The 24490-nt window shown below is 67.8% G+C and carries 26 protein-coding genes; 18 read left to right on the forward strand and 8 right to left on the reverse strand.

Annotated features, from left to right (window positions below; genetic code table 11):
- Positions 1-2: 2 nt before the first annotated feature.
- The gene (gene flgG, locus DS837_RS02200) at positions 3-788 is read right to left on the reverse strand and encodes a flagellar basal-body rod protein FlgG (RefSeq protein ID WP_035675001.1); all 786 of its coding nucleotides are present in this window, start codon (positions 786-788) and stop codon (positions 3-5) included.
- 27 nt (positions 789-815) lie between these two features.
- Positions 816-1538 (reverse strand): flagellar basal-body rod protein FlgF, encoded by a 723-nt coding sequence (gene flgF / locus DS837_RS02205; protein ID WP_149163219.1) that lies wholly within the window; start codon positions 1536-1538, stop codon positions 816-818.
- Between the two features lie 500 nt (positions 1539-2038).
- Here flgF and DS837_RS02210 point away from each other — a divergent pair, with 500 nt between their 5' ends.
- The 10 genes from DS837_RS02210 to DS837_RS02255 all read left to right on the forward strand — a co-directional run bounded on the left by DS837_RS02210 (position 2039) and on the right by DS837_RS02255 (position 12213).
- On the forward strand, positions 2039-2560 hold the full coding sequence (locus tag DS837_RS02210) for a flagellar basal body-associated FliL family protein (RefSeq protein ID WP_145678397.1): 522 nt from the start codon (positions 2039-2041) through the stop codon (positions 2558-2560).
- 18 nt (positions 2561-2578) lie between these two features.
- Positions 2579-3661 (forward strand): flagellar motor switch protein FliM, encoded by a 1083-nt coding sequence (fliM, locus tag DS837_RS02215; RefSeq protein ID WP_149163220.1) that lies wholly within the window; start codon positions 2579-2581, stop codon positions 3659-3661.
- Positions 3658-4383 carry a DUF6468 domain-containing protein gene (locus DS837_RS02220; RefSeq protein WP_149163221.1) on the forward strand — a complete coding sequence of 242 codons (726 nt, stop codon included), beginning with the start codon at positions 3658-3660 and terminating at the stop codon, positions 4381-4383. The genes fliM and DS837_RS02220 overlap by 4 nt, the downstream gene beginning before the upstream one ends.
- Positions 4380-5336, forward strand: a complete 957-nt coding sequence (locus tag DS837_RS02225) for a MotE family protein (RefSeq protein ID WP_149163222.1) — start codon at positions 4380-4382, stop codon at positions 5334-5336. The genes DS837_RS02220 and DS837_RS02225 overlap by 4 nt, the downstream gene beginning before the upstream one ends.
- Before the next feature lie 202 nt (positions 5337-5538).
- Positions 5539-5877 carry a con-10 family general stress protein gene (locus DS837_RS33200; protein ID WP_137114835.1) on the forward strand — a complete coding sequence of 113 codons (339 nt, stop codon included), beginning with the start codon at positions 5539-5541 and terminating at the stop codon, positions 5875-5877.
- 461 nt (positions 5878-6338) lie between these two features.
- Positions 6339-7055 (forward strand): protein phosphatase CheZ, encoded by a 717-nt coding sequence (locus DS837_RS02235; protein WP_149163223.1) that lies wholly within the window; start codon positions 6339-6341, stop codon positions 7053-7055.
- 4 nt (positions 7056-7059) lie between these two features.
- The gene (locus DS837_RS02240) at positions 7060-7746 is read left to right on the forward strand and encodes a hypothetical protein (RefSeq protein ID WP_247889727.1); all 687 of its coding nucleotides are present in this window, start codon (positions 7060-7062) and stop codon (positions 7744-7746) included.
- Positions 7743-8480 (forward strand): flagellar motor protein MotB, encoded by a 738-nt coding sequence (locus tag DS837_RS02245; RefSeq protein WP_035674985.1) that lies wholly within the window; start codon positions 7743-7745, stop codon positions 8478-8480. The genes DS837_RS02240 and DS837_RS02245 overlap by 4 nt, the downstream gene beginning before the upstream one ends.
- A gap of 5 nt (positions 8481-8485) precedes the next feature.
- The gene (locus DS837_RS02250; RefSeq protein WP_149163224.1) at positions 8486-11926 is read left to right on the forward strand and encodes a tetratricopeptide repeat protein; all 3441 of its coding nucleotides are present in this window, start codon (positions 8486-8488) and stop codon (positions 11924-11926) included.
- 80 nt (positions 11927-12006) lie between these two features.
- Positions 12007-12213 (forward strand): hypothetical protein, encoded by a 207-nt coding sequence (locus tag DS837_RS02255; protein ID WP_114857532.1) that lies wholly within the window; start codon positions 12007-12009, stop codon positions 12211-12213.
- Between the two features lie 84 nt (positions 12214-12297).
- Here DS837_RS02255 and DS837_RS02260 read toward each other — a convergent pair whose 3' ends face one another.
- The 5 genes from DS837_RS02260 to DS837_RS02280 form a co-directional block, all read right to left on the reverse strand.
- Positions 12298-14196 carry a potassium transporter Kup gene (locus DS837_RS02260; RefSeq protein ID WP_149163225.1) on the reverse strand — a complete coding sequence of 633 codons (1899 nt, stop codon included), beginning with the start codon at positions 14194-14196 and terminating at the stop codon, positions 12298-12300.
- 200 nt (positions 14197-14396) lie between these two features.
- On the reverse strand, positions 14397-15152 hold the full coding sequence (fliP, locus tag DS837_RS02265) for a flagellar type III secretion system pore protein FliP (protein ID WP_170295708.1): 756 nt from the start codon (positions 15150-15152) through the stop codon (positions 14397-14399).
- A 14-nt stretch (positions 15153-15166) separates the two neighbouring features.
- Positions 15167-15502 carry a FliO/MopB family protein gene (locus DS837_RS02270; RefSeq protein ID WP_149163226.1) on the reverse strand — a complete coding sequence of 112 codons (336 nt, stop codon included), beginning with the start codon at positions 15500-15502 and terminating at the stop codon, positions 15167-15169.
- An 8-nt stretch (positions 15503-15510) separates the two neighbouring features.
- On the reverse strand, positions 15511-15879 hold the full coding sequence (locus DS837_RS02275) for a hypothetical protein (protein ID WP_149163227.1): 369 nt from the start codon (positions 15877-15879) through the stop codon (positions 15511-15513).
- Positions 15876-16202: an EscU/YscU/HrcU family type III secretion system export apparatus switch protein gene (locus DS837_RS02280; RefSeq protein WP_149163228.1), complete on the reverse strand. Its 327-nt coding sequence runs from the start codon at positions 16200-16202 to the stop codon at positions 15876-15878. The genes DS837_RS02275 and DS837_RS02280 overlap by 4 nt, the downstream gene beginning before the upstream one ends.
- Positions 16203-16427: 225 nt before the next feature.
- On the opposite strand from DS837_RS02280, the gene flgB reads away from it, so the two are divergent.
- Genes flgB through DS837_RS02315 form a run of 7 tightly spaced genes read left to right on the forward strand, consistent with a single transcriptional unit; the run spans position 16428 to position 22429 of the window.
- Positions 16428-16832: a flagellar basal body rod protein FlgB gene (gene flgB, locus DS837_RS02285; protein ID WP_149163229.1), complete on the forward strand. Its 405-nt coding sequence runs from the start codon at positions 16428-16430 to the stop codon at positions 16830-16832.
- A 48-nt stretch (positions 16833-16880) separates the two neighbouring features.
- Positions 16881-17291, forward strand: a complete 411-nt coding sequence (gene flgC / locus DS837_RS02290; protein ID WP_094302992.1) for a flagellar basal body rod protein FlgC — start codon at positions 16881-16883, stop codon at positions 17289-17291.
- A gap of 37 nt (positions 17292-17328) precedes the next feature.
- A complete protein-coding gene (gene fliE, locus DS837_RS02295; RefSeq protein ID WP_149163230.1) occupies positions 17329-17628 on the forward strand; it encodes a flagellar hook-basal body complex protein FliE in 300 nt (99 codons plus the stop codon).
- 45 nt (positions 17629-17673) lie between these two features.
- Positions 17674-17994 (forward strand): flagellar biosynthetic protein FliQ, encoded by a 321-nt coding sequence (locus DS837_RS02300; RefSeq protein ID WP_109070594.1) that lies wholly within the window; start codon positions 17674-17676, stop codon positions 17992-17994.
- Positions 17991-18761, forward strand: a complete 771-nt coding sequence (gene fliR / locus DS837_RS02305; RefSeq protein WP_149163231.1) for a flagellar biosynthetic protein FliR — start codon at positions 17991-17993, stop codon at positions 18759-18761. Before DS837_RS02300 ends, fliR begins: the two co-directional genes overlap by 4 nt.
- Positions 18762-18776: 15 nt before the next feature.
- Positions 18777-19853: a flagellar biosynthesis protein FlhB gene (gene flhB / locus DS837_RS02310; protein ID WP_149163232.1), complete on the forward strand. Its 1077-nt coding sequence runs from the start codon at positions 18777-18779 to the stop codon at positions 19851-19853.
- Between the two features lie 50 nt (positions 19854-19903).
- Positions 19904-22429: a hybrid sensor histidine kinase/response regulator gene (locus DS837_RS02315; RefSeq protein WP_149163233.1), complete on the forward strand. Its 2526-nt coding sequence runs from the start codon at positions 19904-19906 to the stop codon at positions 22427-22429.
- Between the two features lie 21 nt (positions 22430-22450).
- Here the strand turns inward: DS837_RS02315 and DS837_RS02320 are convergent, their stop codons facing one another.
- Positions 22451-22954, reverse strand: a complete 504-nt coding sequence (locus tag DS837_RS02320; protein WP_149163234.1) for a class I SAM-dependent methyltransferase — start codon at positions 22952-22954, stop codon at positions 22451-22453.
- Between the two features lie 225 nt (positions 22955-23179).
- Here DS837_RS02320 and recA point away from each other — a divergent pair, with 225 nt between their 5' ends.
- Positions 23180-24259 carry a recombinase RecA gene (gene recA, locus DS837_RS02325; RefSeq protein ID WP_149163235.1) on the forward strand — a complete coding sequence of 360 codons (1080 nt, stop codon included), beginning with the start codon at positions 23180-23182 and terminating at the stop codon, positions 24257-24259.
- Positions 24260-24490 lie beyond the last annotated feature (231 nt).

Here is a 24490-nt window from a genome sequence, read left to right on the forward strand (position 1 = left end):
GATCAGCGGAGCTGCGAGGCCTGCTGCATCATCTCGTCGGTGGTCTTGATGACCTTGGAGTTCATCTCGTAGGCGCGCTGGGCGGAGATCAGGGTGGTGATCTCCTGCACGATGTTGACGTTGGAGGTCTCCAGCGCGCCCTGCACCACGCGGCCGAAACCGGGAGCGCCGGGGTTGCCGCCGACCGCCTCGCCCGACGCGCCAGTCTGCAGGAACAGGTTGTCGCCGACGGCTTCCAGGCCGGCGGCGTTGGCAAAGGTGGCGAGCTGGAGCTGGCCGACATTCTGCTGGGCCACCTGGCCGTCCAGCTTCACCATCACCTCGCCCGAAGCGTTGATGGCGACATCGACGGCTTCCGCCGGGATGGTGATCGCCGGCTGCACCGGATAGCCGTCGGCGGTGACGATGATGCCCTCCGGCGACAGCTTGAAATTGCCGGCGCGGGTGTAGGCCGTGTCGCCGCTGGGGAGCTGCACCTGGAAATAGCCGGAGCCGTTGATGGCGACGTCCAGCTTGTTGTCGGTGACGGTCAGGTTGCCCTGCTCCAGCACGCGGGCCACCGCGGCGACGCGCACGCCGGCGCCCACCTGCACGCCGGTCGGCACGATGGTGCCGGCGTCCGATGAGGTGGAGCCGATGCGGCGGAAGTTCTGGTACAGCAGGTCCTGGAACTCGGCCCGCTGCTTCTTGAAGCCGGTCGTCGTCGCGTTGGCGATGTTGTTCGAGATGGTCTCGACGTTCAACTGCTGGGCGATCATGCCGGTGGCGCCGATGGCGAGGCTGCGCATGGTTCCTTACTCCTTGTACGCGGTCGATCAGGCCGTGCGGCCCAGCTTCTGGACGGCGCTGCGGATGCGCTCGTGCTCGCTCTCGATCAGCTTCTGGTTGGACTGGTATTGACGCTGGATCTCGATCAGCGCCGTCATCTCCACCACCGGCTTCACGTTCGAATTCTCAAGCATTCCCTGTGCCACCTTCGTATCGGCGGGAGCCGCCTGCGGCTCCTCGTCGCTGACGTAGAGGCCGGCACCGACCTCGGTCATCAGCTGCTCGTTGCGGAAGGTGACGATGTTCAGCCGGCCCACCGGACCCAGCTCGGTCGAGACGGTGCCGTCGCCGGACACCATGATGTCCCTGGTGCCGTTCGGGATGGCCAGGGGCTGGCCGTTGTCGCCCAGGACCGGCAGGCCGCCGCCGTCGACGATCTGGCGCTGGTCGTTCAGGCGGAAGTTGCCGGCGCGGGTGTAGCGGGGGCCGCTGGCCGTATCGACCGTGAAATAGCCGTGACCGGTCAGCGCCAGGTCCAGCGAATTGCCGGTCTGCATCATTCCGCCGGCGGAGAGGTCGCGCACCACGGCGCGGTCCTGCACGAAGCTGACCTGCTCGTGCATGCCCGGACGCTCCAGGAACTCCGTGAACAGCATGCGCTGCTGCTTGAAGCCCGTGGTGTTCATGTTCGCGATGTTGTTCGAGATCACGTCCAACTGGCGGCGCAGGGTGAGCTGGCGCGACAGGGACACGTAGATCGGGTTTTCCATCGGCGACCTCTTTTCCAATCGGGCCGGGGGGAGCGTCCCGACCGGCACAAACGGCAATGCACGGTGCGTGCCAACGCCGAGAAGAGCCGGAAGGGCGGCATTGATGGCCGCCGCCGCCGCCATGGAAGCGCCTGCCGGGCAAGAACTGCCGGTGGGCTGGCAAGGGCTGCCGCCCGCTGCCGGGCAAAAGCGTCCCGTTGCCGCGGCGCGAATCGCGCGCGGGTCACACAAGGCCGCTCCGTCGGCCGGAAGCGGGCGGACGGTCGGCCGACGAGGCGGGGAAGGGTGCTGCGGAAGGGGATTGCGGGCGTGGCTCGGGCGTTCGCTCCTCGGTTGACGGGGATCTCCGGCGATGCCCCAATCAAGAACCGTGCCGCTGTCTGTGGTTGCGCTTCTGTCACAGCCCCGGACCGTGCCTGAAAGGCTTTGTTAACTATCCGAAAGATAGGGTTGCTGCGCTGGTAAGGCCACGCTCCGCCACCGCTCGCGCTTAGGATTCCATGACCGCGCACGCTGAAGACGACGTCCCGACCGATGGCCTGCCGCGCAAGAAATTCAGCGGCAAGAAACTGGTCCTGTTCGTCATCCTGCCGCTGGTGCTGCTGATCGGCGCCGGGGCGGGCGTCTACTTCAGCGGCCTGCTCGATTCGCTGCTCGGCAAGAAGGAGGAGCACGCGGAGGTGCCGGCGGAACCGGCGCAGCCCGATCCGCACGCCGCCCCGGTCTTCTACGACTTGCCGGACATGCTGGTGAACCTGAACAGCGCCGGCAAGCGCCCGGCCTTCCTGAAGATCAAGATTTCGATCCAGCTTTCGAAGGGTGAGGACATACCGGCGATCGAGCATGTGCTGCCGCGCATCATCGACAATTTCCAGGTCTATCTGCGCGAATTGCGACTGGAGGATCTGAAGGGGTCGGCCGGCATGTACCGCCTGCGCCAGGAGTTGCTGATGCGGATCACCGCGTCGGCCCATCCGGTGAAGGTCAAGGACGTTCTGTTCAAGGAAATGCTGGTCCAGTAGGGGCGGCGGAAACGGGCCATGAGCAACACCGAGGAACTGAGCGAAGAAGAACGCCTTGCCGCCGAATGGGCCGCCCTCGCCGAAGACGGCGGCGACATGGGCGACATGGCGGACATGGGCGGCGGCGGTTCGACCCGCGTCCTGAACCAGGACGAGATCGACAGCCTGCTCGGCTTCGACCAGGGCGGGGCCGGGGACGGCGACAACTCCGGCATCATGGCGCTGGTCAACTCGGCGCTGGTCAACTACGAACGCCTGCCCATGCTGGAGGTGGTCTTCGACCGCCTCGTCCGCATGATGTCCACGTCCTTGCGCAACTTCACCTCCGACAACGTCGAGGTCAGCCTCGACCAGATCTCCTCGGTGCGCTTCGGCGACTATTTGAACTCCATTCCGCTGCCGGCGATGCTGTCCGTCTTCAAGGCGGAGGAGTGGGACAACTACGGCCTGATGGTCGTGGACTCGGCGCTGATCTACTCCATCGTGGACGTGCTGCTGGGCGGACGGCGCGGCACCGCGGCGATGCGCATCGAAGGCCGTCCCTACACGACCATCGAGCGCAACCTCGTGGAGCGCATGGTCCATGTGGTGCTGTCCGACCTGTCCGCCGCCTTCGACCCGCTGTCGCCCGTCACCTTCCGCTTCGACCGGTTGGAGACCAACCCGCGCTTCGCGACCATCGCGCGCCCGGCCAACGCGGCGGTGCTGGTCAAGCTGCGCATCGACATGGAGGATCGCGGCGGCCGCCTGGAGCTGATGATCCCCTACGCGACGCTGGAGCCGGTGCGCGAGCTTCTGCTCCAGATGTTCATGGGTGAGAGGTTCGGCCGCGACTCGATCTGGGAAACCCACCTCGCCTCGGAACTGCTGGTCGCCGACGTGGACATCTCCGCGGTGCTGGACGAGGTGACGATGACCCTGCACGATGTGCTGAACTGGCGCGTCGGCACGCGAATCCTTTTGAACGCCACGCCGGACGGCACCATCGAGCTGCGCTGCGGCGACGTTTCCATGTTCCAAGGCCGCATGGGCCGCAAGGGCGGGCACATCGCCGTGCGGATCGAGCGGGAGCTGCCCAAGCAGGAGGTCATGCGGCTATGAGCCCGACCCTCACGCTCGTCCTCGATCTGGTGATGGTGGGGCTGCTGGCCGCGACCATCGCCTACGCGATCATCCTCAACCGGCAGATCATCAAGCTGCGCGAGAGCCGCGGCGAGATGGCCGAGTTGGTGCGCGGCCTGAACGAGGCCATGTCGCGCGCCGAAACCGGCGTGCGCGGTCTGAAGAAGACGGCCCACGAGACCGGCGAAGACCTTCAACGCACGGTCGCCAAGGCGCAGACCCTGCGCGACGAGCTGGAATTCATGATCGAGGCCGCCGACGCCATGGCGAACCGGCTGGGCAACGTCGGCGGGGAGCGGCCGAAATCGGGGCCGGCGGTGCGTCCGGCGGCCCGCCCCGGCCTGTCCACCCGTCCGCCCGTCGCCTCGCGCCCGATCGCGGCCCCGCGCCCGATCGTCGAGGACGATCACGGTCACGGCCATCATGATCACGGCGACCACGATCACGACGATCACGATCTGCACGACGACGGTCTCATCGATCACGACGATCACGACGACCTGCCGCCGCTGCGCTCGGCCGCCTTCCGGAACGAGCCGCTGCGCGCAGATCCCTTGCGCGCCGATCCGATGCGGGCCGATGCGCTGTCGCGCCGCCCGGCACCGGCGCCCGATCCCATCCTGCGCGAGGGCGAGAGCCTGTCCCGTGCCGAACGTGAACTTCTGCAAGCCATCGAGAACGCCGGCAAGGGGGTCGGATGAGCGACGCCACCACCACCGCAAAGGGCGCGGCCGCCGCAACGGGCGGGGAGCCCAAGGTCGTGATCCGCCCAGCCGGGGCCACCCCGACCGGCGTACGCACCAGCCCGAGCGTTGCCGGCCAACCGCCGGCCCAGGGTGCCGCGCAACCCGCCGTACAAGCCGCGGCCAAAGCGAAGCCGAAGGCCAAGCTGAAGCCCAAGGCCAAGCGCAAGCCCGCCGTTCCGCGCCGCCCGCTGTCGGAGCGCATGCGCGAGAAGATGAAGGCGTGGCGGTTCCGAATCCTGCCGCTGACCATCTTCGTCGCCGTCCTGATGCTGGGGGTGCGCGTCGGCGACCTGTGGCGGATCACCACGCGCGACGCCCGCCTGCCGGAGTTCCCGGCGACCCTGGCGCAGGGACAGAGCGCCGTTCCGGCCCCGCCGATGCAACTCGCCGCCAACGGCGCCAAGCCCTCGTCCGAACCGGCTCCGGCCCAGGGCGGGTCCAGCAACGGCGCGCCGCCCAACCCGACGCCGCCGGACAACGCCGCCCTCGGCCCGGTGAAGAACGAGGAGCTACTCCAGCACTTCGCCGAGCGCCGCGCCGAGATCGAGCGCCGCACCAAGGAGCTGGAGCAGCGCGAGGCCCTGCTGACCGCCGCCGAGAAGCGCATCGATCAGAAGGTGCAGGAGATGGACAAGGTCCGCACCGACATTCAGAAGCTGATGCGCCAGGGCGACGAGAAGCAGACCGCCCAGCTCGAGAGCCTCGTGAAGATCTACGAGACGATGAAGCCCAAGGAGGCCGCCCGCATCTTCGAGGAGCTGGACATGCCGGTCCTGCTGGGGGTGGTGGAGAAGATGAAGGAAACCAAGACGGCGCCGATCCTGGCCGCGATGGACCCGCTGAAGGCCAAGGAGCTGACCTCCGCGCTCATCGAGCGGCGCGGTGTGCCCGCGGCACCGAGGAACTGAATACGCTCTTTGGTTGAGGTGGCGGGAAGGCGGGTATGACTGTGCGGTTGGCCATACCCGCCGCCGCCGGCGCATCTACTGAATATACGTACACGTACTGTCAGGATGGTAGAAGGCCTGCAACGGTCGGCTTCGGTTCATGTTGGCTCCGGCGTGTTCGGGCAACGCAAGTTTGCCCAACAACAAGAAGGAAGGAGACAAGATGAACGACCAGAACCAGGGCCGTAGCTCGGGTGGTCAGCACTCCGGCGGCAACTTCAAGAACGATCCGGAACGTGCGGCTGAAGCCGGCCACAAGGGCGGCCAGGTTTCCGGCGGCAACTTCAAGAACGACCCGGAGCGCGCCTCCGAAGCCGGCCACAAGGGTGGTCAGGCGTCCGGCGGCAACTTCAAGAATGATCCGGAGCGTGCGTCGGAAGCCGGCCACAAGGGTGGTCAGGCGTCCGGCGGCAACTTCAAGAACGATCCGGAACGTGCATCGGAAGCGGGCCGCAAGGGCGGCGAACACAGCCATGGTGGCGGGCGGAGCAGCGGCAGCTGACCGCCGGGACTGTTTTACCGGAACGTTTCACCCCTGACTGTTTCATTGGCGCACCAGCCTGACGGAACAGTCGCACGGTGCAACGGTGAAGAAGGGCCGCCCCCAAGGCGGCCCTTTGTTCGTTTGCGGACTCGGATTGAAACAAATTGCCGCAGCTCTCTTTAAAGTTCGACAATGGCAAGCGTTGGTCGAAGGCGCGCGGGCGCAGAACAACGCTTCCGCTTTCCTTCCGGTTGGGCGATTCCGTCCCGTCTTTGCGTTGCGACGTTTCAGGCGCTTAACGGCGTGTTAACCGAGCGAAACTAGGGTTGGAAAGGCTGACGAGGCTCCGAGTCGGCGGCGGCCGTGCGAGGACGCGAGGTTGGGTCGAACCCGCTTCCGGCGTCTGCGTCCGGGCCGGCCGACGCACCCGATCGCACGCAGGCCGGACAAGACCACGGAACGCTCACATCGGAACGCACATGGCCCCGCCCGTTTCCCCCTTGCTCGCCGACCAGAAGCTCCTGCGCCAGCAGCTCGACGCCGCCCATGCGGAAGCGGCCCAGCCGCTGAGCCGCGAGGAGGTGACGGACATCGTCCGCTCCATCCTCGGCAGCATGGACGGCGACATTTCCGCCACCGACCTGCGCCTGTACAAGGAGGTGGTGGATCTCGCACGCTTCATCGAGAGCGCCAAGCATGAGCTGGCGGCGCTCCAGCCCGCGGAAATCCGCGACCAGCACATCCCCAACGCCACCGATGAGCTGGACGCCGTCGTCGGCGCCACGGAGCAGGCGACCTTCGCCATCTTCGACGCCTGCGACGTCATCACCGGCATTTCCGGCCAGATCGACCCGGAGAACTCCGCGAAGCTGACCGAGCAGGTGACCAAGATCTTCGAGGCCTGCAACTTCCAGGACATCACCGGCCAGCGCATTTCCAAGGTCGTGCGCACGCTGAAGCACATCGAATCGAAGGTGGACATGATCGTCGCGGCCTTCGGCGACGAAGTCCGGCAGAACCACACCCGCCCCGCCGCCGCGGTCGCCGCGGCCGAGGTTCACACCGATTCGTCGCCGAACTTCGCCACCGACCGTCCGGCGGACGATCCCGAGGCCGGGCTGCTGCACGGGCCGCAGATGACCAGCGCCGCCATGGACCAGGACGAGATCGACCGTCTGCTGGCGAGCTTCGACTAATCCCATGGCTGCGCCCGGCCACAGGAAGCCGGACCTGTCGGGCAGCCGGCCGAACCCGAACAACGGAAGCGTCGTGCTTCTGCTGTCGCTGTTCCTGCTGCTGCTCGTCTTCTTCATCGTTCTGAACGCCCAGTCCGTGCAGACCGCCCAGCGGGTGCGCACGGTTCTGGTGTCGCTGGAGCGCAGCTTCCCCGCCTTCTACATCGACCCCCGCCTGCGCGAACCGGCGGACCCGCTGGCCTCGCGCGCCGGCACCGTCTTCGCCGTGCAGCGGCTGGACGGTCTGGGCAATCTGTTCGCCACCGCCATCGCCGTGGCGAAGGTGGACAGCGTCACGCCGGGTCGCCTGCTGGAGGTGCGCCTGCCCGCCGACGAGCTGTTCCTGCCCGGCACGGCCGACTTGCGCCCGGATCGCATCGGCCTGATCGACCGGGTGGCCGACGCGCTGCTGCAGAACCGTCCCGGCGAGCGGATCGAGCTGGACGCGCTTTTGTCCATCGGCCCGGCGGGCGGACCCAGCCAGCCGCCCGGCCCGGTGGTGCGGGCCGGCGCGCTGGCCCGGCTGCTGATCGCCGATGGGGCGCCGGCGGACGCGGTGACGGTGGGCATCGAGCGCGGCGCGCCGGGGGCCGTCCGCCTGCTGTTCAGCCTGCGCGCCATGGACGATCTGCCGGGGGGAGGGCGCCGATGATCCGCCTCCCCAAGCTGCCCAAGGCCGAGGACAAGAGCGGCGGCCACAACCGGACGATCTGGCTGATCAGCTTCACCGACCTGATGTCGCTGCTGCTCGCCTTCTTCGTTCTGATGTATTCGATGAGCGAGCCGGAGGCGCAGCGCTGGACCGGGCTGGTCAAGTCGCTGTCGTCGGCCCGCTCCACCGCGGTGACGCCCTCCGCAACGCCGCCCGAGCCGAAGGCCGCTTTCAACGCCGCCACGGTGGAGTCATATTCGGCGATCAACCTGGATTATCTCAGCGCCCTGCTTCGTACCCAGACCGCGGCCAACGAGGATCTGGCGGCGGTGGAGGTGCGGCGGGAGGACGACCGCGTGGTGATCGGCCTGCCGGCCCATGTGATGTTCGATCCGACCGGCGGCAGCTTCACCGACCAGGGGCGGCGCGTGCTGTATCTGCTGGGCGCGGCGGTGGGCCGGATCGGCAACCGGATCGAGGTGGTCGGCCACGCCGAGCGGGAGGACCAGTCCGCGGGGCTGGCCTGGGAACGCGCCCTGACGCGCGCGGTTGCCGTTGCGGCGCTGCTGCGCGAGACGGGCTACAAGCGCGACCTCGTGGCGCGCAGCCTGATGAGCGAAGCGCCCGGCATCGATCCGGTGCCCGGCGGGGCGCGGGTCGATGTGGTGGTGCGCGAGGAGACGGCGGGGCCGCCCGTGTCCGGGGCGGCCACCGATGCGGAGCCGGAGGAGTGAAACGGATGGGGCGGGGCAGGGCATATCGGCGCTGGCTGAGCGGCTTCGTGGCCGCCACGGCTCTGCTCGCCGCCCAGGTCGCCGTCTCGCCCGCTGCCTGGGCCGTCGACGTTCCGGTGCGCGCCGCCACCCACAAGACCTTCGGGCGCATGGTTTTCGACTGGCCGCGCCAGACCGGCTACAGCGCGTCGGTGGAGGGCAACACGCTGATCGTCCGCTTCGACGAGCCGATCAACGCGGCGCTGGACCGTGCGGTGTCGGCCTTGCCCGGCTATCTGTCCGGGGTGAGGATCGGCGGCGACGGCAAGACGGTGACCTTCGACCTGAAGCGGCCGGTGACGGTGAAGAGCTTCCGCAACGGCAACGCCGTGGCGCTCGACCTGACCCCCGCCGCGGAGGCGCCGGCCCAGGCCCAGGCCCAGGCCCAGAGCCAGACGCCAACCCAACCCCCCGCTCCAGCCGCTAAGGCCGAGACACCGGCCGCACCCGCTCCGGCGCGTTCCGCAGGGCGGGTGACGGTCAGCGCGGCCGATACGCCGGAACAAAGCCGCCTGTCCTTCACCTGGCCGGAGGGCGCCAACTACACGCTGCGCCGCGACGGCGCGTCGGCTACGCTGCTGTTCGACCGCAACGGCACCGCCGATCTGGCGCCCGTGGCCAGGACGGCGCTGCGCAACATCCAGAATGTCGAGCAGTTCCGGCAGGCCAACGGCGCGCTGGCCGTCACCTTCGCCGTGCCGCAGGACGCCGAGGTCAAGGACAGCAAGTCGGGCCGCTCCGTGGTGATCGACGTGCAGAATCCAGGCACGCGCGCCGGTCTGCCGACGAGCGATGCGGCGAGTGCGCCGCCACCCGGCGCCACCACGACCACCGTGCGTCCGCCCTCCGCCGAAGCCGCAGCGCCACCGCCTGCGGCAACACCCCCGGCCGCCGCCAAGCCGGTTGCGGCGCCGCCCCCGGCGAAGGAGGTCGCGGCCGCGCCCGCGAAGCCCGAAACCGCCAAAGCCGACGCCGCCAAACCCGATCCGGCGAAAGCCGAGCCGCAGGGGCCGACCCTGGTCTTCGACGCGGGTGGCCCGGCGTCCATCGCGGTCTACCCGCGCGCCGGGCATCTCTACATCGTGTTCGACAAGCCCCTGCCCATCGGCGCCGGTAAGGCCATCGGTGGCGGAGCCGGAACGGTCGGCGCGATCGAGCCGGTTCCGGCCACCGGGGGGAGCGCCTTCCGCACCCGGATCGGTCCGCTGGTCTGGCCGAAGATCGAACGGCAGGGGACGAGCTGGAAGATCACGCCGACCAGCCGCCTGACCGGCACGCCGCCCTTCGAGCTGAAGATCGATCCGGAACCGGATTTCCTGTTGGGCGCCCGTCTGCTGGTGCGCGCCGCGGACGCGGCGACCGTGGTGACGCTGTCCGACCCCGACGTCGGCGACCGTCTCCAGATCGTTCCGCTGCCGGTTCCCGGCAACGCCGTTCCCGAATCGCACCGCTACGCCGACCTGGAACTCCTGCCCAGCTATCAGGGCGTCGTCGTGCGGCCGATCGCCGACGCCGTCACCGTGCGTCCGGTCAAGGAGGGGGTGGAGGTGACCGCGGCCGGGGGCCTCCACCTGTCGCCCATGGCCGACGCCGGAAGCCGCCCGGCCGCATCGCAGACGGCGTCGCTTCCGCCGAAGCCGTCCCCTGGCGGCGCGTCCAACACGCTGACTCCGCCCACCGATCCGAAGCCGGTGCCGTCCGGACGCCGCCTGTTCGATCTGCCGGCCTGGAAGAAGGGCGACCTCGACCATTACACCGAGGCGCGGCAGAACCTTCAGCTCAACATCGTCAACGCGCCGGATTCCGAACGGCCCCGCGCCCAGCTCGACCTCGCCCGTTTTTATCTGGCGAACGGCTTCGGGCAGGAGGCCATCGGCATGATGGACGTGCTGCAGGAGGCCCAGCCCGACCTGGAAGGCTGGCCGGAATTCCGCGCGCTGCGCGGGGCCGCGCGGTTCCTGGCGGGAAACACCGACGCCGCGGCGGAGGATTTCGCCCACCCGAATCTCGCCAACAACGGCGAGGCCGCGCTGTGGCGCGCCGCCATCGCGGCGGACCGCAACGATTGGCCCGCGGCCCAGGCCGGTTTCAAGGCGGCGGCGCCGATCCTGAATTCCTACCCCGACCCGATCCTGACCAAGCTGGCAGCCCGCGCCGCCGAGGCCGCGCTGAAGACCGGCGACGCACCCTTCGCCAAGCGGCTGCTCGACCGCATCGTCGAGCGCGGCGGCACGGATGCGGAGGAGCGGCCCGACGTCCAGTATCTCCGCGGCCTCTATTACGCCCAGGCCAACGAGCCGGAGCGGGCGCTGGAGCAGCTGACCGCCTCCTACAACAGCCTCGACCGTTATTACCGGGCCAAGGCCGGGCTGGCGCTGGTGAACCTGCAACTGGCCGAAGGCCGCATGTCACCGCCCGCGGCGGCGGAGCAACTGGCCGGCCTGACCTTCACGTGGCGCGGCGACGAGCTGGAAATGCAGATCCGCCAGCGCATGGGCGAGGTGCTGATCGCCGCCGGCCAGTACGCCGATGGCTTCAACGCCATGAAGGATACCGCCGCCCTGGTCGCCGACACCCCACGGGCGGAGGAGATCACCCGCGAGATGTCGCGCATCTTCGCCGACCTTTACAAGGACGGGGCACAGAAGCTGCCGACGATCGAGGCGCTCCAGCTCTACGACCAGTTCCGTGAGCTGACTCCGGTGGGAGAGGCGGGCGACGAGGTGATCCGGCAGCTTGCCGAACGGCTGATCTCCGTGGATCTGCTGAACCGTGCCGCCGACCTGTTGCAGCATCAGGTGGAATACCGCCTGTCCGGCGAGGACAAGGCGCAGGTTGGCACCCGGCTCGCCTCCGTCCGCCTGCTCGACAACAAGCCGGAGGACGCGCTGCGCGCGCTGGAGCTGTCCAACGTGCCGAACCTGCCGGCGGATCTGGTGGGCGAGCGCCGCCTGATGCAGGCCAAGGCTCTGGCCGAGTTGGGCCGTGGCGACGAAGCGCTGCTGCTGCTCTCCGAGGACGACAGCAAGCCGGCCAACTCGCTGCGGGTGGACATCGCGTGGCGCGCCCAGAAGTGGGAAGCCGCGGCCTTCGCGCTGAACAAGCTGATCGGCCCGCCCCCGCCCCCGACCCAGCCGATCAACCCGGCGACCTCGCAGCTCGTCCTGAACCGCGCGGTGGCGCTGGCGCTGGCCGGGGACGGCACGAACCTGAACCTGCTGCGCAAGGAGTTCGGCTCGGCGATGACCAACGGTCCCGACGCCGACGCCTTCCGCGTGCTGACCAGGCCGGAACAGGCATTGGGCCTGATCGACGTCAACACCGTCCGCTCCCGCGTCGCCGAGGTGGACGTGTTCCAGAAGTTCCTGAAGAACTACCGCGGCAAGCAGAGCGCGGCGATCAACTAGGTCTTTCTCCGGATTCGACCGGAGCGGGAAGTCGTGTTAGGGTTTTGCATCGGAATGCATGCGTCCCAGGGGATTCGGTGATGGACCGTGAATCGGAAATCCTGTCGAAGCTTGACCAGATCATCGCCACCCAACGGATTGATGGCGAGCGTCAGCGCGCCATGGAGGGCGACCTCCGCGAGTTGAAGGGGCAGATGTCCATCATGCTGACGTGGCTGCAATCCATGGATCAACGTTTTTCGGCGCTGATGGCGCCGGTCAATCCACCGCGCAAGCCCGCGGCCTGACCCTGCTCTTCCACGAAAAAGCCCCTTTCCATCGGAAAGGGGCTTTTTCATTGGTGCGGCGGCAGATCGTCAGAGCTGGACCCGTCAGAGTTGGACTTGGGTGCCCAGTTCGACCACGCGGTTCGGCGGAATCTTGAAGAAGTCGGTGGCGCTGACCGCTGTGCGCGACATCACGACGAACAGCTTCTCCCGCCACTGGGCCATCTGCGGGTTGATGCGGGGGATCAGCGTCTCGCGGCCGAGGAAGAAGGAGGTCGTCATCACGTCGAACTCCAGCCCGAAGGCCTTGCACAGCCGCAGCGCCTTGGGAATGTTCGGCTCCTGCGAAAAGCCGTAGCGCACCGTCAGCCGGTAGAAGCCGTCGGCCAGCCCTTCCAGGACGACGCGCTCCTTGGCGGGCACGCGGGGCACGTCCTCGACCAGCACGGTCAGAAAGACGATGCGCTCGTGCATCACCTGATTGTGCTTCAGGTTGTGCAGCAGGGCGATCGGCACCGTGTCGGCGCTGGAGGTCAGGAAGATCGCCGTGCCCTTCACCCGCTGGATGTCCGAGGATTTGGCATGCCGCTTGATGAAGCCGTCGAGCGGCAGGGAATCCTCGGCCAGCCGGCGGTTCAGGACGGCACGGCCGCGCCGCCACGTCGACATCAGACCCAGCGTCACCGCGGCGATGACCAGCGGCACCCAGCCGCCATGCGGGATCTTCACCGCGTTGGCAAGGAACAGCGCCAGATCGACGCTGAGGAACAGCGCGCCCAGCGCCAGACAAGCCGGCAAGCTCCAGTTCCAGCGGCGATGCGCCACGACCAGCGCCAGGATGGTGGTGATGACCATGTCGCCGGTCACCGCGATGCCGTAGGCGGTCGCCAGCCGGCTGGAGGACTCGAACCAGACGACCAGACCGATGACCGCGAACAGCAGGCCCCAGTTGGCGCGCGGGATGTAGATCTGCCCGCCTTCCTCCTGCGAGGTGTGGCGGATGTCCAGCCGCGGGCACAGGCCGAGCTGCACCGCCTGCCGGGTCAGCGAGAAGACGCCGGAGATCACCGCCTGGCTGGCGATCACCGCCGCGCAGGTCGACAGCAGGATCATCGGATAGAGACCCCACTCCGGCACCAGCAGATAGAAGGGGCTGCGCACCGCCGTGGGATCGCTCAGCAGCAGGGCGCACTGGCCGAGATAGTTCAGCAGAAGCGCCGGCAGCACCACGGCCAGCCACGCCACCTTGATCGGTCGGCGGCCGAAATGGCCCATGTCGGCGTAGAGCGCCTCGCCCCCGGTGACGGCCAGAACGACGGCGCCCAGCACCAGGAAGCCGATCCAGCCGTTCGAGGCGAAGAAACGGACGGCGTGACGCGGGTCGAGCGCCGCCAGGACCTGCGGCTCCTTGACCAGCTCGATCAGGCCGAGCAGGCCCAGCGTGGCGAACCACGCGACCATGATCGGGCCGAACAGCCGGCCGACCTTCTCGGTGCCGCGGCTCTGGATTCCGAACAGGGCGATCAGGATGCCGACGGTCACCGGCACCACGACCCGCTCCAGCGCCGGCTGCGCCACCTCCAGCCCCTCCACCGCGGAGAGGACGGAGATGGCCGGGGTGATCATGCCGTCGCCGTAGAACAGGGCGGCGCCGAACAGCCCCATCGCCATCAGGCCGGACAGCCGCCCGGTGGAGTCGGGCCGGCTGTTGGTCGCCAGCGCCAGCAGGGCCAGGATGCCGCCCTCGCCCTTGTTGTCGGCCCGCATGACGAACAGCACGTACTTCACCGTGACCACGAGCACCAGCGCCCAGAAGACCATGGACATGATGCCCAGGATGTTCTGCGGGGTCAGGGCGAGCCCGTGCTCCGGCGAGAAGCATTCGCGCAGCGTATAGAGGGGGCTGGTGCCGATGTCGCCGTAAACGACGCCAAGCGCACCGAGGGTGAGCGCGGCCAGCCTGCCCTTGTCGGGTGCCGCGGCTTTCAGGGTCGTGTCTGACATGTGGGACGTGGAGGGGGTCCGTTGGGAGTCCGAGCGGGGGACGAAGAAGCCACAAGCTGCGGGTACGGCGGCGGTCGGTGCGCTCGCGCGGGCCGATCCTCTTACGCTCTTCCCGGATCCGATACTAGCGCAAGCCGATGCGCCCGTCCGCAGGCCGTTTCACCTGCGACGATCTGTGCCGGACGCCGTGGCCCCCCTGTTCAGAGCGTGCCGAAGCTGCGGGCCAGCGATCCGGCGATCAGGTACCAGCCGTCGACCAGCACGAAGAAGATGATCTTGAACGGAATCGCCACCATGGTCGGCGGCAGCATCATCATGCCCATCGACATCAGGATGGACGACACCACCATGTCGATGATCAGGAAGGGCAGGAACAGCAGGAAGCCGATCTCGAAGGCCCGCTTGATCTCCGAGATCATGAAGGCGGGAACCAGGACGTGCAGCGGCGTCTGTTCGGCGTCCGTCACGTTCTCGATGCGCGCCATGTCCATGAACAGGCGCAGGTCCTTCTCACTGGTGTGCTTCAGCATGAACTCGCGCAGCGGGGCGACCGTACGGCGGAACGCCTCCGTCTCGTCGATGTCCTGGTTGATCAGCGGCTGGATGCCCTGGTTGTAGGAGCGTTCGAACACCGGGGCCATGACGAAGAAGGTCAGGAAGACCGCCAGCGACATCAGCACCGTGTTCGGCGGGACCTGCTGGATGCCCAACGCCGAGCGCAGGAAGGACAGCACGATCACGATGCGGGTGAAGGCCGTCATCATGATCAGGATCGACGGCGCCAGCGACAGCACCGTGATCAGCGCGACCATCTGGACGATGCGCCCGGTGGTCGATCCCCCGGCGTCGCCCAGGTCGAAAGTCATGCTCTGCGCCAGCGCCGGCCCGGTGGCCAGCGCCCCGGCCACCCCGATCGCCAGTGCCAGCAGGCCGGCAAAGGTCAGACGTCTGGTCATGCCCGTGCCGGTCTTCACGACCGGTCCCCGGCGCGCGGCAAGGCGGCGGGCGGCGGGGCGGAAACCTCGGCCATCGCACCCGAAAAGCCGCCGCGTGGCGTCTGGTCGACCACCTGGTCGCCGAAGGCGCTCAGCAGCAGCAGATGCTCACGGTCGTCGCGGCGGACCAGCACCAGCCGGCGCTTGCCGTCGAGCGGCAGCACCTCGACGACGCCCAGCCGGCGCTGGCGCCCCGACGTGGCGGTCATGCCACCGAAACCGATGCGGCGCATCACCCAGGCCACCAGCACGATCAGCGCGATGACGAAGGCGAGGGCGAGAACGAATTGGATGTACTGGTCGAGGCCCATGGATCAGGTCAGCTCTGTCGGGACGGCGTGGCCGGCGGGTCGGACGGGAGGTCGGCGGGGGCACTGCGGCCGTAAACGGCGCTGGCGCGCTGACGCGCCGAATGGGGGTCGTGGCGTCCCTCGGCGGCGGCGGCCAGCGTTTCCCTCTGGCGGGTCAGCGCCGCGGCGACGGCGTCCAGCGTGGGGAGCAGGCGTTCCAGGGCGGCGGCCAGTTCGGCGTCGCCGCGGGCGGACTGCGCCTCGGCGCACAGGGCGGCGACACGGGTGTCGAGCCCGGTGAGGTCCGCCGTCAGTCCGGCCTCCATCTGGTCGCGGGTCTCCTCCAGCGCGGCGGCCAGAGCCTGGATGTCCCGGCGGAGCGTCGCGGTCTCTGTCACGGAGCCTCTCCGGTGGCCGGTTCCGCAGACGGCGGCAGCGTGCCGTTGGCGCGGTAGACGTAAGCGAGGATCTCGGCCACGGCGGCGATGGCCTCGATGGGAATTTCCGAGTCGATGTCCACCGCCGACAGGATCTGCACCAGGTCGGCATCCTCGCGCACCTTCACGCCGTTGGCGAAGGCCAGCTCCAGGATCTGTTCGGCCACATGACCCTTGCCGGTGGCGACCACGCGGGGCAGGGACTGGTCGCCCAGCTCATACTTCAACGCGACCGCGACGGGCCGGTTGGGGAGAGGGCGGCGGTTGGGAGTCGGCTCGGACAAGGGGCTCCTGCCGGATGGCCTGTGTCGATGGGCGTATCCTGGCGGAACATGCTTAACGAAGCATGAAGCTCAAGCGTGGCGGGAAAGGACGGAGCGATGCCGTGGGTGGCATTCATCTTTGATTAACTGAAACGGCGGAAGATCGGAACGCTGTGATGCATCCCGCCCGCCTTGCTGCGCCCTTTCGCGCGTCCGGGCGGCAGGCCCTCAGACCGGAACCCGGCGATGAATCTCGAGAATCTCGGCCTCTTCAAGCTGATGTCGCGCAAGATGGGCTGGCTGACCGAACGCCAGAACGTGATCGCGCAGAACATCGCGAACGCCGACACGCCGGATTACAAGGGCCGGGACCTGAAGCCCTTCACCTTCCGCGACGCCTTGTCCGACAGCCGCCGCCTTCAGCCCAGCGCGACCAACGCCTCTCACCTCCAGGGGACGCGCGGCGCGGGCGGGCTGAACCAGGAGCAGCGCCAGCGCAATCCCTACGAGACGGCGCCGGACGGCAACAACGTGGTCCTCGAAGAGCAGATGCTGAAGCAGGGCCAGACCGGCATGGATTTTCAGACGATCACGAACCTCTACAAGAAGCAGGTCAACCTGCTCCGGTCCTCCATCCGCAGCGGCGGTTAAGGAGCGGCGGGGTTCGGGGCGGCAGGGTTTGGGCGAAGGGGGCGGAACATGGATCTCTACACGTCGATGGCGGTGTCCGCGTCCGGCATGAAGGCGCAGGGCACCCGTCTGAAGACCATCGCGGAAAATCTGGCCAACGCCAACACCACGGCGGAAACGCCGGGCGATCTGCCCTACCGGCGCAAGGTCGTGATGTTCCAGAACGCTCTGGACCGCCAGATGGGGGTCGATCTCGTCCGCGTCGCCAAGATCGACGTGGACAAGAAGGACTTCGAGCGGCGCTACGACCCATCGCACCCCTCTGCGGACGCCGATGGCTACGTGCTGCTGCCCAACGTCAACTCGGTGGTCGAGGCGATGGACATGCGCGAAGCGCAGCGCTCCTACGAAGCCAACCTCTCGGCGGTGGACAGCGCGCGCCAGATGCTGACGCGCACCATCGACATCCTCCGCGCCTGACGCGGCGACGCATTTCTAAAGGAAGGACGCACGTCCCATGATCAACCCGATCAACGCCGCCGCGGCCTACGCGAACACGGCCGCCTCCACCACCGGACCGGGCATGGCCCCGCGCAACGGCGTGAGCTTCGGCGACGTGCTGGAGCAGACCGCCAAGGAGGTCATCGGCGACCTCAAGCAGGGCGAGACGATGACCGCCAAGGCCGCCGTCGGCCAGGCCGATCTGACCGACGTGGTCCAGGCCGTCACCAACGCCGAGGTGACTCTGCAAACCGTCACCACCGTGCGCGACAAGGTGATGTCGGCCTATCAGGAAATCCTGCGCATGCCGATCTGATGGCGGCTTCCCTTCCTTGAGCGAAAGCGCCCCGAGCGAAGCATCATGAGCGAAACCGACGTCATCGAGATCTGCCGCACCTCCATCGTCACGCTGGTGTTCGTGGTGGCGCCGGTGCTGGTCGCCATGATGGTGGTCGGCACGGTCATCTCGGTGTTCCAGGCGGTCACCCAGATCAGCGAGCAGACGCTGGCGATGGTGCCGAAGGTCCTGCTGGTCTTCGGCCTGTCGATCCTGCTGATGCCCTTCATGCTGGGCGAGTTGCGCTCCTTCTTCGAGCATGAGGTCGCCGACCGCATCGTCGCCATCGGCACCGGAGCCAACAGCGTCCCCAACGCCGGAAACCTGCCCGGCGGCGGCGGATGAACCTGCTCCAGCAGTTTCTGGGCGACCAGATCTTCCTCTGGTTGCTGGTCTTCGCGCGCGTCGGAACGGCCTTCAGCATCATGCCGACCATCGGCGACGCCTTCGTTTCCACCCGCACGCGCCTTCTTTTTTCCGTCGCGGTCAGCGTTCTGGTGGCGCCGGTTCTGGGCGACCGCATGCCGCCGATCCCCGACAACATCTTCCGCCTGTTCGTCCTGATCGCCGGCGAGGTGACCGTCGGCATCTTCATGGGCACCGTCGCCCGCCTGCTGATGGGCGCGCTGGAAGTGGCGGGCACGATCATCGCGCTTCAGTCCGGCCTGTCGAATGCCCAGATGTTCAACCCGGCCATGGCGTCGCAGGGATCGCTGCCCGGCGCCCTGATGGGGTGGTTGGGGCTGTTGCTGATCTTCATCACCAACCTGCACCATCTGCTGATCATGGCGGTGGTGGACAGCTATTCCACCTTCGCGCCGGGCGCGGCGATCCCCATCGACGACATGGCGAACGTGGTCGGGCAGCTGGTCGGCAAGTCCTTCATGCTCGGCGTGCAGATGGCGGCGCCGTTCCTGATCTCCGGCATGCTGTTCGCGCTGGCGTTGGGGCTTCTGAACAAGCTGGCGCCGCAGATCCAGGTGTTCTTCCTGTTCACCTCGCTCCAGGTCGCGATGGGGCTGTTCATGTTCGCCCTGACGCTGGCCGCCATGATGATGTTCTGGCTGACCCATTTCGAGGCCGCCTTCGTCGATTTCCTGAGACCGGGCTGAGCGGGGAGAGAGCCGGTGTCCGAAGACGCGGATGAATCATCCAAAACAGAAGACCCTACGCAAAAGAAGCTCGACGAGGCCCACAAGCAGGGCCAGTACGCGATGACCCAGGAAATCGGCAACTGGCTGATGATCGCCGCCGCGCTGGTGATCCTGGTCACGACCCTGCCCGAAATGCTGAAGGGCATGGTGCCCCGCCTGAACTTCTTCTTCGAGAACCTGGACCAGATCCCCATGGACCAGGGCGGGGTCGGCGCGGTGCTGATGCGGGTGATGAAGGACATCCTGTGGGCGCTGTGGCTGCCGATTCTGTTCCTGCTGTTCGCCGGGGTGATCGGCACCATCGGGCAGAAGGGCTTCAACGTCTCCTGGGAGCTGATCTCGCCGAAGTTCGGGAAGCTGAACCCGATCTCCGGCATCGCCAACCTGTTCAGCGCCCAGAAGGGCGTGGATCTTCTGAAGAGCCTGGCGAAGGTCGCGGTGGTCGGCGTCGTCGCCTACATCGCGCTCCAGCCGATGATGCTCACCATCGAGCATTTCATCGGCATCGACATGATGATGCTGCTCCGCGAGATGGACGGCCTGTCCTTCCGGCTGCTGGCCGGCGTGCTGGCCATCCTGACCCTGATCGCCGGGGCCGACCTGTTCTGGCAGCGCCACAGCTTCGACAAGAAGATGCGCATGACCAAGCAGGAGGTGAAGGACGAGCACAAGCAGGCCGAAGGCGACCCGCATGTGAAGGGGCGCATCCGCCAGCTGCGGTTCGAGCGGGCGCGCAAGCGCATGATGGCCGCGGTGCCCGACGCCGACGTGGTGGTGACCAACCCGACCCACTTCGCCGTCGCGCTGAAATACGACTCCACCACCATGGGTGCCCCGATGGTGGTGGCGAAGGGCGCCGACGCCGTCGCCTTCAAGATCCGTGAGATTGCCGAGGAAAACGGCGTACCGGTGATGGAGAACCCGCCCCTCGCCCGTGCGCTCTATGCCGCATGCGATATCGACGAGGAGGTTCCGTCCGAGCACTATCGCGCTGTGGCGGAAGTCATTACCTATGTCTTCAAGCTGAAAGGACGCGCGGTGCGGAACTGAGGACCGTTCCCGGACCTTTCCTTGCAGCGAACGGCTGACCTGGAGTTCCGGTGGACGACACGACCTCTTCCTTTGCCGACAGCGCTCCCGCCGGACGCCGCACCGTTGGTGTCGCGGGGATGGGGGAGCGGCCGGGCGGCGCGTTCGCCACGGGAGCGTTGGCGGTCCTTCTTTTGGCCGGGCTGGCCGCGGCGGGGGCGGGGGTGGTTCTGGACCGCGACCCGCTGGCCTGGGCCGGGCTGACCACCGCGGGTGCAGGAGCCTTGGTCCTGGCGATCCGCATGGTCCGTGCACGGCGGCGGGTGGCCCGCGTCGGCTCCCTGCTGGGCAGCGCGCTGGAGGGGCTTCCGTCCGGCCAGCTGGTCTGCGATGGGGCCGGGCGTGTGGTCTTCGTCAACAGCACCTTCCGCTCGCTGACCGGCTGGAGCGAAGGAGAACCGCCGCTGCGTGCGCTCGAGCGCCAGTTCGCCGACGATCCGGACAGCGCCGACGCCTTTCGCCGCCTGTGCGAACGGGTGAAGGGCGGCTACCCCGGCTCCATCGAGCTGGCGGTCCGCCAGCAGGGGCGCGCCGCCGAATGGCGCCGCATCCAGGGCCAGCCCATCGACGGGCATGCCGGGGCGGTGATGTGGCGTGTCGAGGACATAACCGCCCGGCGCGAGCTGGAGCAGGTGACCCGTCGCGAGCAGACCCAGCTTGTGGATTTCATGGACCATGCGCCGATCGGCTTCTTCTCGGTGGACCAGGACGGGCATTTCCAGTTCGTGAACGCGACCCTGGCGAAGTGGCTGGGCTGCGCCCCGGAGGATCTGGTCGAAGGAGGCCGCCGCCTTCACGATGCGCTGGCCCACCCACCCACCGCCTCCGCCCCCTATGACCTTCTGGATGGCGGCGGGATGGAGCAGCGCGGCGAGATCGCCATGCACGGGCTCCAGGGTCGCCGTTTCCAGGCCTATGTCGCGCAGAGCGTGGTGAGGGGCGAGGACGGGCGGGTCTCGCACACCCGCTCCGTCGTGCGCGACCTGACGCCGGAACGCGAATGGCAGGAGGCCCTGCGCCTCTCCGAGCAGCGCTTCCAGCGCTTTTTCGAGGACGCGCCCATCGGCATCGCCCTGGTGGACGAGGGCGGGCGGCTGGCCGAGTGCAACCAGGCCTTCCTGGCGCTGATCGGCAGCGAGGCCGGCAACGTTCTCGGGCGGGCCATGGCCGACCTGATCGTCCCGGCGGAGCGCGCCATGGTGACCGAGCGGCTGACCGCCGTGCAGGGCGGCTCCGACCCCGCCGCCCCGCTGGAGGTGCGGCTGACCGGCGGGCGGGAACTGGTGGCCCAGCTCTACGCGCGGCGGCTCGGCGGGGTGGGGCCGGAAGGGGCGGTGGGGCTGATCCTGCATTTCATCGACATGACCGAGCGCAAGGGGCTGGAGGCCCAGTTCGCCCAATCGCAGAAGATGCAGGCGGTCGGCCAATTGGCCGGCGGCGTCGCCCACGACTTCAACAACCTGCTGACCGCGATGATCGGCTTCTGCGATCTGCTGCTGCTGCGCCACAAGCCGGGCGACCAGTCCTTCAGCGACATCATGCAGATCAAGCAGAACGCCAACCGCGCGGCCAACCTCGTGCGGCAGCTCCTGGCCTTCTCGCGCCAGCAGACGCTTCAGCCGCGCATCCTGAGCGTGACCGACGTCTTGGCCGAGCTTGGCAACCTGATGCGCCGGCTGATCGGCGAGAACATCGAGTTGAAGATGCTCCATGGCCGGGACATCGGCTACGTGAAGGTGGACCAGAACCAGCTGGAACAGGTGATCATCAACCTCGTGGTCAACGCGCGCGACGCCATGGCCGGGGGCGGGCGGCTGACCATCGTCACCTCCAACCATGTGGTGGAGCAGGCGCAGCGCCGCGAGCACGAGACCATTCCGCCCGGCGACTATGTGTCCATCGAGGTGATCGACACCGGCTGCGGCATCCCCAAGGAGAATCTCCAGCGCATCTTCGAGCCCTTCTTCACGACCAAGGGCGTGGGGTCGGGCACCGGGCTGGGGCTGTCCACCGTCTACGGCATCGTCCGCCAGACCGGCGGCTTCGTGCTGGTCGAGTCGGAGAAGGGGGAGGGGACGACCTTCACCATCCTGCTGCCCCGTCACAAGGGCGAGGCCCGTCCCGACCAGGGCGAGCCGCGCGAGCGGCGCGGCAGCGACCTGACCGGCTCCGGCACCATCATGCTGGTGGAGGACGAGGACGCCGTGCGCGTCTTCTCCGCCCGCGCGCTCCGCAACAAGGGCTATCAGGTGCTGGAGGCCAAGAACGGCGAGGCGGCGTTGCAGCAGCTCGGCACGGACGGCAACCGCATCGACCTGCTGATCACCGATGTGGTGATGCCGCAGATGGACGGCCCGACCCTGGCCCGCCATGTCCGGCAGATGAGGCCCGACATGCGCGTCATCTTCATCTCCGGCTACGCCGAGGATCGGCTGGGCGAGATCGACGGGGTCGAGGTCGCCCATTTCCTGCCCAAGCCCTTCTCCCTGAAGCAGCTTGCCTCCAAGGTGAAGGAGGTCATCCGGGACGGGAAGTAGCGGCGCGGATGACGGTGGCGCCTATCCGACGCGCCAGCCGTGATAGGCCCAGCGTTCCGTTCCCGGTACGTCGACCGGCTCCCAGCCGCGACGCCCCGCGCCGATCGGCCGGTCCGACAGGACCAGCGCGTCCGGTGCCAGGAAGGGTTCGATCAGCCCGCCGATCCAGTTGCGGATGCCGTCCTCCTCGTCCTCCCGCGCGCTGCCGATGTCGGCATGGGCCAGCCGAACCGCACCGCGGAAGCGCTCCGTCGCGGCGGGCAGCGTGTCCCGGAAATCACCGAGGAACAGCCGGTCATCGTCCGGACGCAGAGAGGCGGGAACGCGCGCTCCCATATCGAACACCAGGATGTCGCGCTGTGGGAACAGGCTGCGCAGATGGTCGTAGGTGCGGCCCTTCCCCAGACCGATCTCCATCACCAGACCGGGGCTTCCCGCGACGCAGCCGGCGGCCCAGCCGAGCGCCACACGCTGTGTCGTGAGGCGGTCGATCATGCGGTCGAGCGTCGAGTGGGCTGTGTTCATGTCCGGCTGTTTTTGGGCGTTGTTGGCGAGGCTTCCCTTCTTGAACGCCGCAGTTGGAATTCCGTTGCGCGGCTCCGGATCGTTCCTACATTCGGACGAGAACATTCGCGGAACTTAGGGCTTTGCGGAGAGGAACAAAGCTGGTACATTCTCTCTCACCGAATGACCGTTGGTGAGATCGTTGGCCCTGGGGCCGCGGATGTGATCTAACAAGGGGAGACGGGCATGTCGTCCGCACAGCTTCGTTTGGTCGAGAAGGATTCCATGGATAAGCAGAAGGCCCTGGATGCCGCTCTGGCGCAGATCGAGCGCGCCTTTGGCAAGGGCTCGATCATGAAGCTCGGCGCCCGCGAGAACACGGTCGAGACGGAGGTCGTTTCCACCGGCTCGCTCGGCCTCGACATCGCGCTGGGCATCGGCGGCCTGCCGCGCGGCCGCATCGTCGAGATCTACGGGCCGGAAAGCTCGGGCAAGACGACGCTGGCGCTGCACGCCATCGCCCAGGCCCAGAAGAACGGTGGGACCTGCGCCTTCGTGGACGCGGAGCACGCCCTGGACCCGTCCTACGCCCGCAAGCTGGGCGTGAACGTGGACGAACTGCTGATCTCCCAGCCCGACGCCGGCGAGCAGGCGCTGGAGATCGCCGACACGCTGGTGCGCTCCGGCGCCGTCGACGTGCTGGTGGTCGACTCGGTGGCGGCCCTGGTGCCGCGCGCCGAACTGGAAGGCGAGATGGGCGACAGCCACGTCGGCCTGCACGCCCGCCTGATGAGCCAGGCGCTGCGCAAGCTGACCGGTTCCATCGCCAAGTCGAACTGCCTGGTGATCTTCATCAACCAGATCCGCCTGAAGATCGGCGTGATGTTCGGCAACCCGGAGACGACCACCGGCGGCAACGCGCTGAAGTTCTACGCCTCCGTCCGTCTGGACATCCGCCGCATCGGCGCGATCAAGGACCGCGAGACGGTGGTGGGCAACCAGACCCGCGTGAAGGTGGTGAAGAACAAGATGGCCCCGCCGTTCCGCGTGGTCGAGTTCGACATCATGTACGGCGAGGGCGTGTCGAAGGTGGGCGAGCTTCTCGACCTCGGCATCCAGGCCGGGGTGGTGGAGAAGTCGGGCGCGTGGTTCAGCTACGATGGCACCCGGATCGGCCAGGGCCGCGAGAACGCCAAGAACTACCTGCGCAACAACCCGGCGGCGGCCGACTCCATCGAGGCGAAGATCCGCGGCAACGCCGGCCTCGTCGCCGACGCGATGATGGGCACCCCGGAGGCCGACGGCGAGGCCGCGACCCCGGAGTGATCCCAAGGCGGCAAGCCGGTTTCGCTGCGTGAAAGCCCCTCTCCGGTACGCCGGGGAGGGGCTTTCGCCGTCTTGCCGGACGGCTGGAAAGACCTTACATTCAGGCTTGGCGGACGGGTGTTCCAGCACCCGTCCGCCGGCCCGGTCCTAGCGGTTCAGGATCTCAAGCAGCAGCTTGAGCGCCCGCAACAGCAGGATCAGGAGTTCGAGGATCTTTCTCATCCGTCGAGC

Source organism: Azospirillum brasilense (assembly GCF_008365405.1).
Lineage (GTDB): Bacteria > Pseudomonadota > Alphaproteobacteria > Azospirillales > Azospirillaceae > Azospirillum > Azospirillum brasilense_D.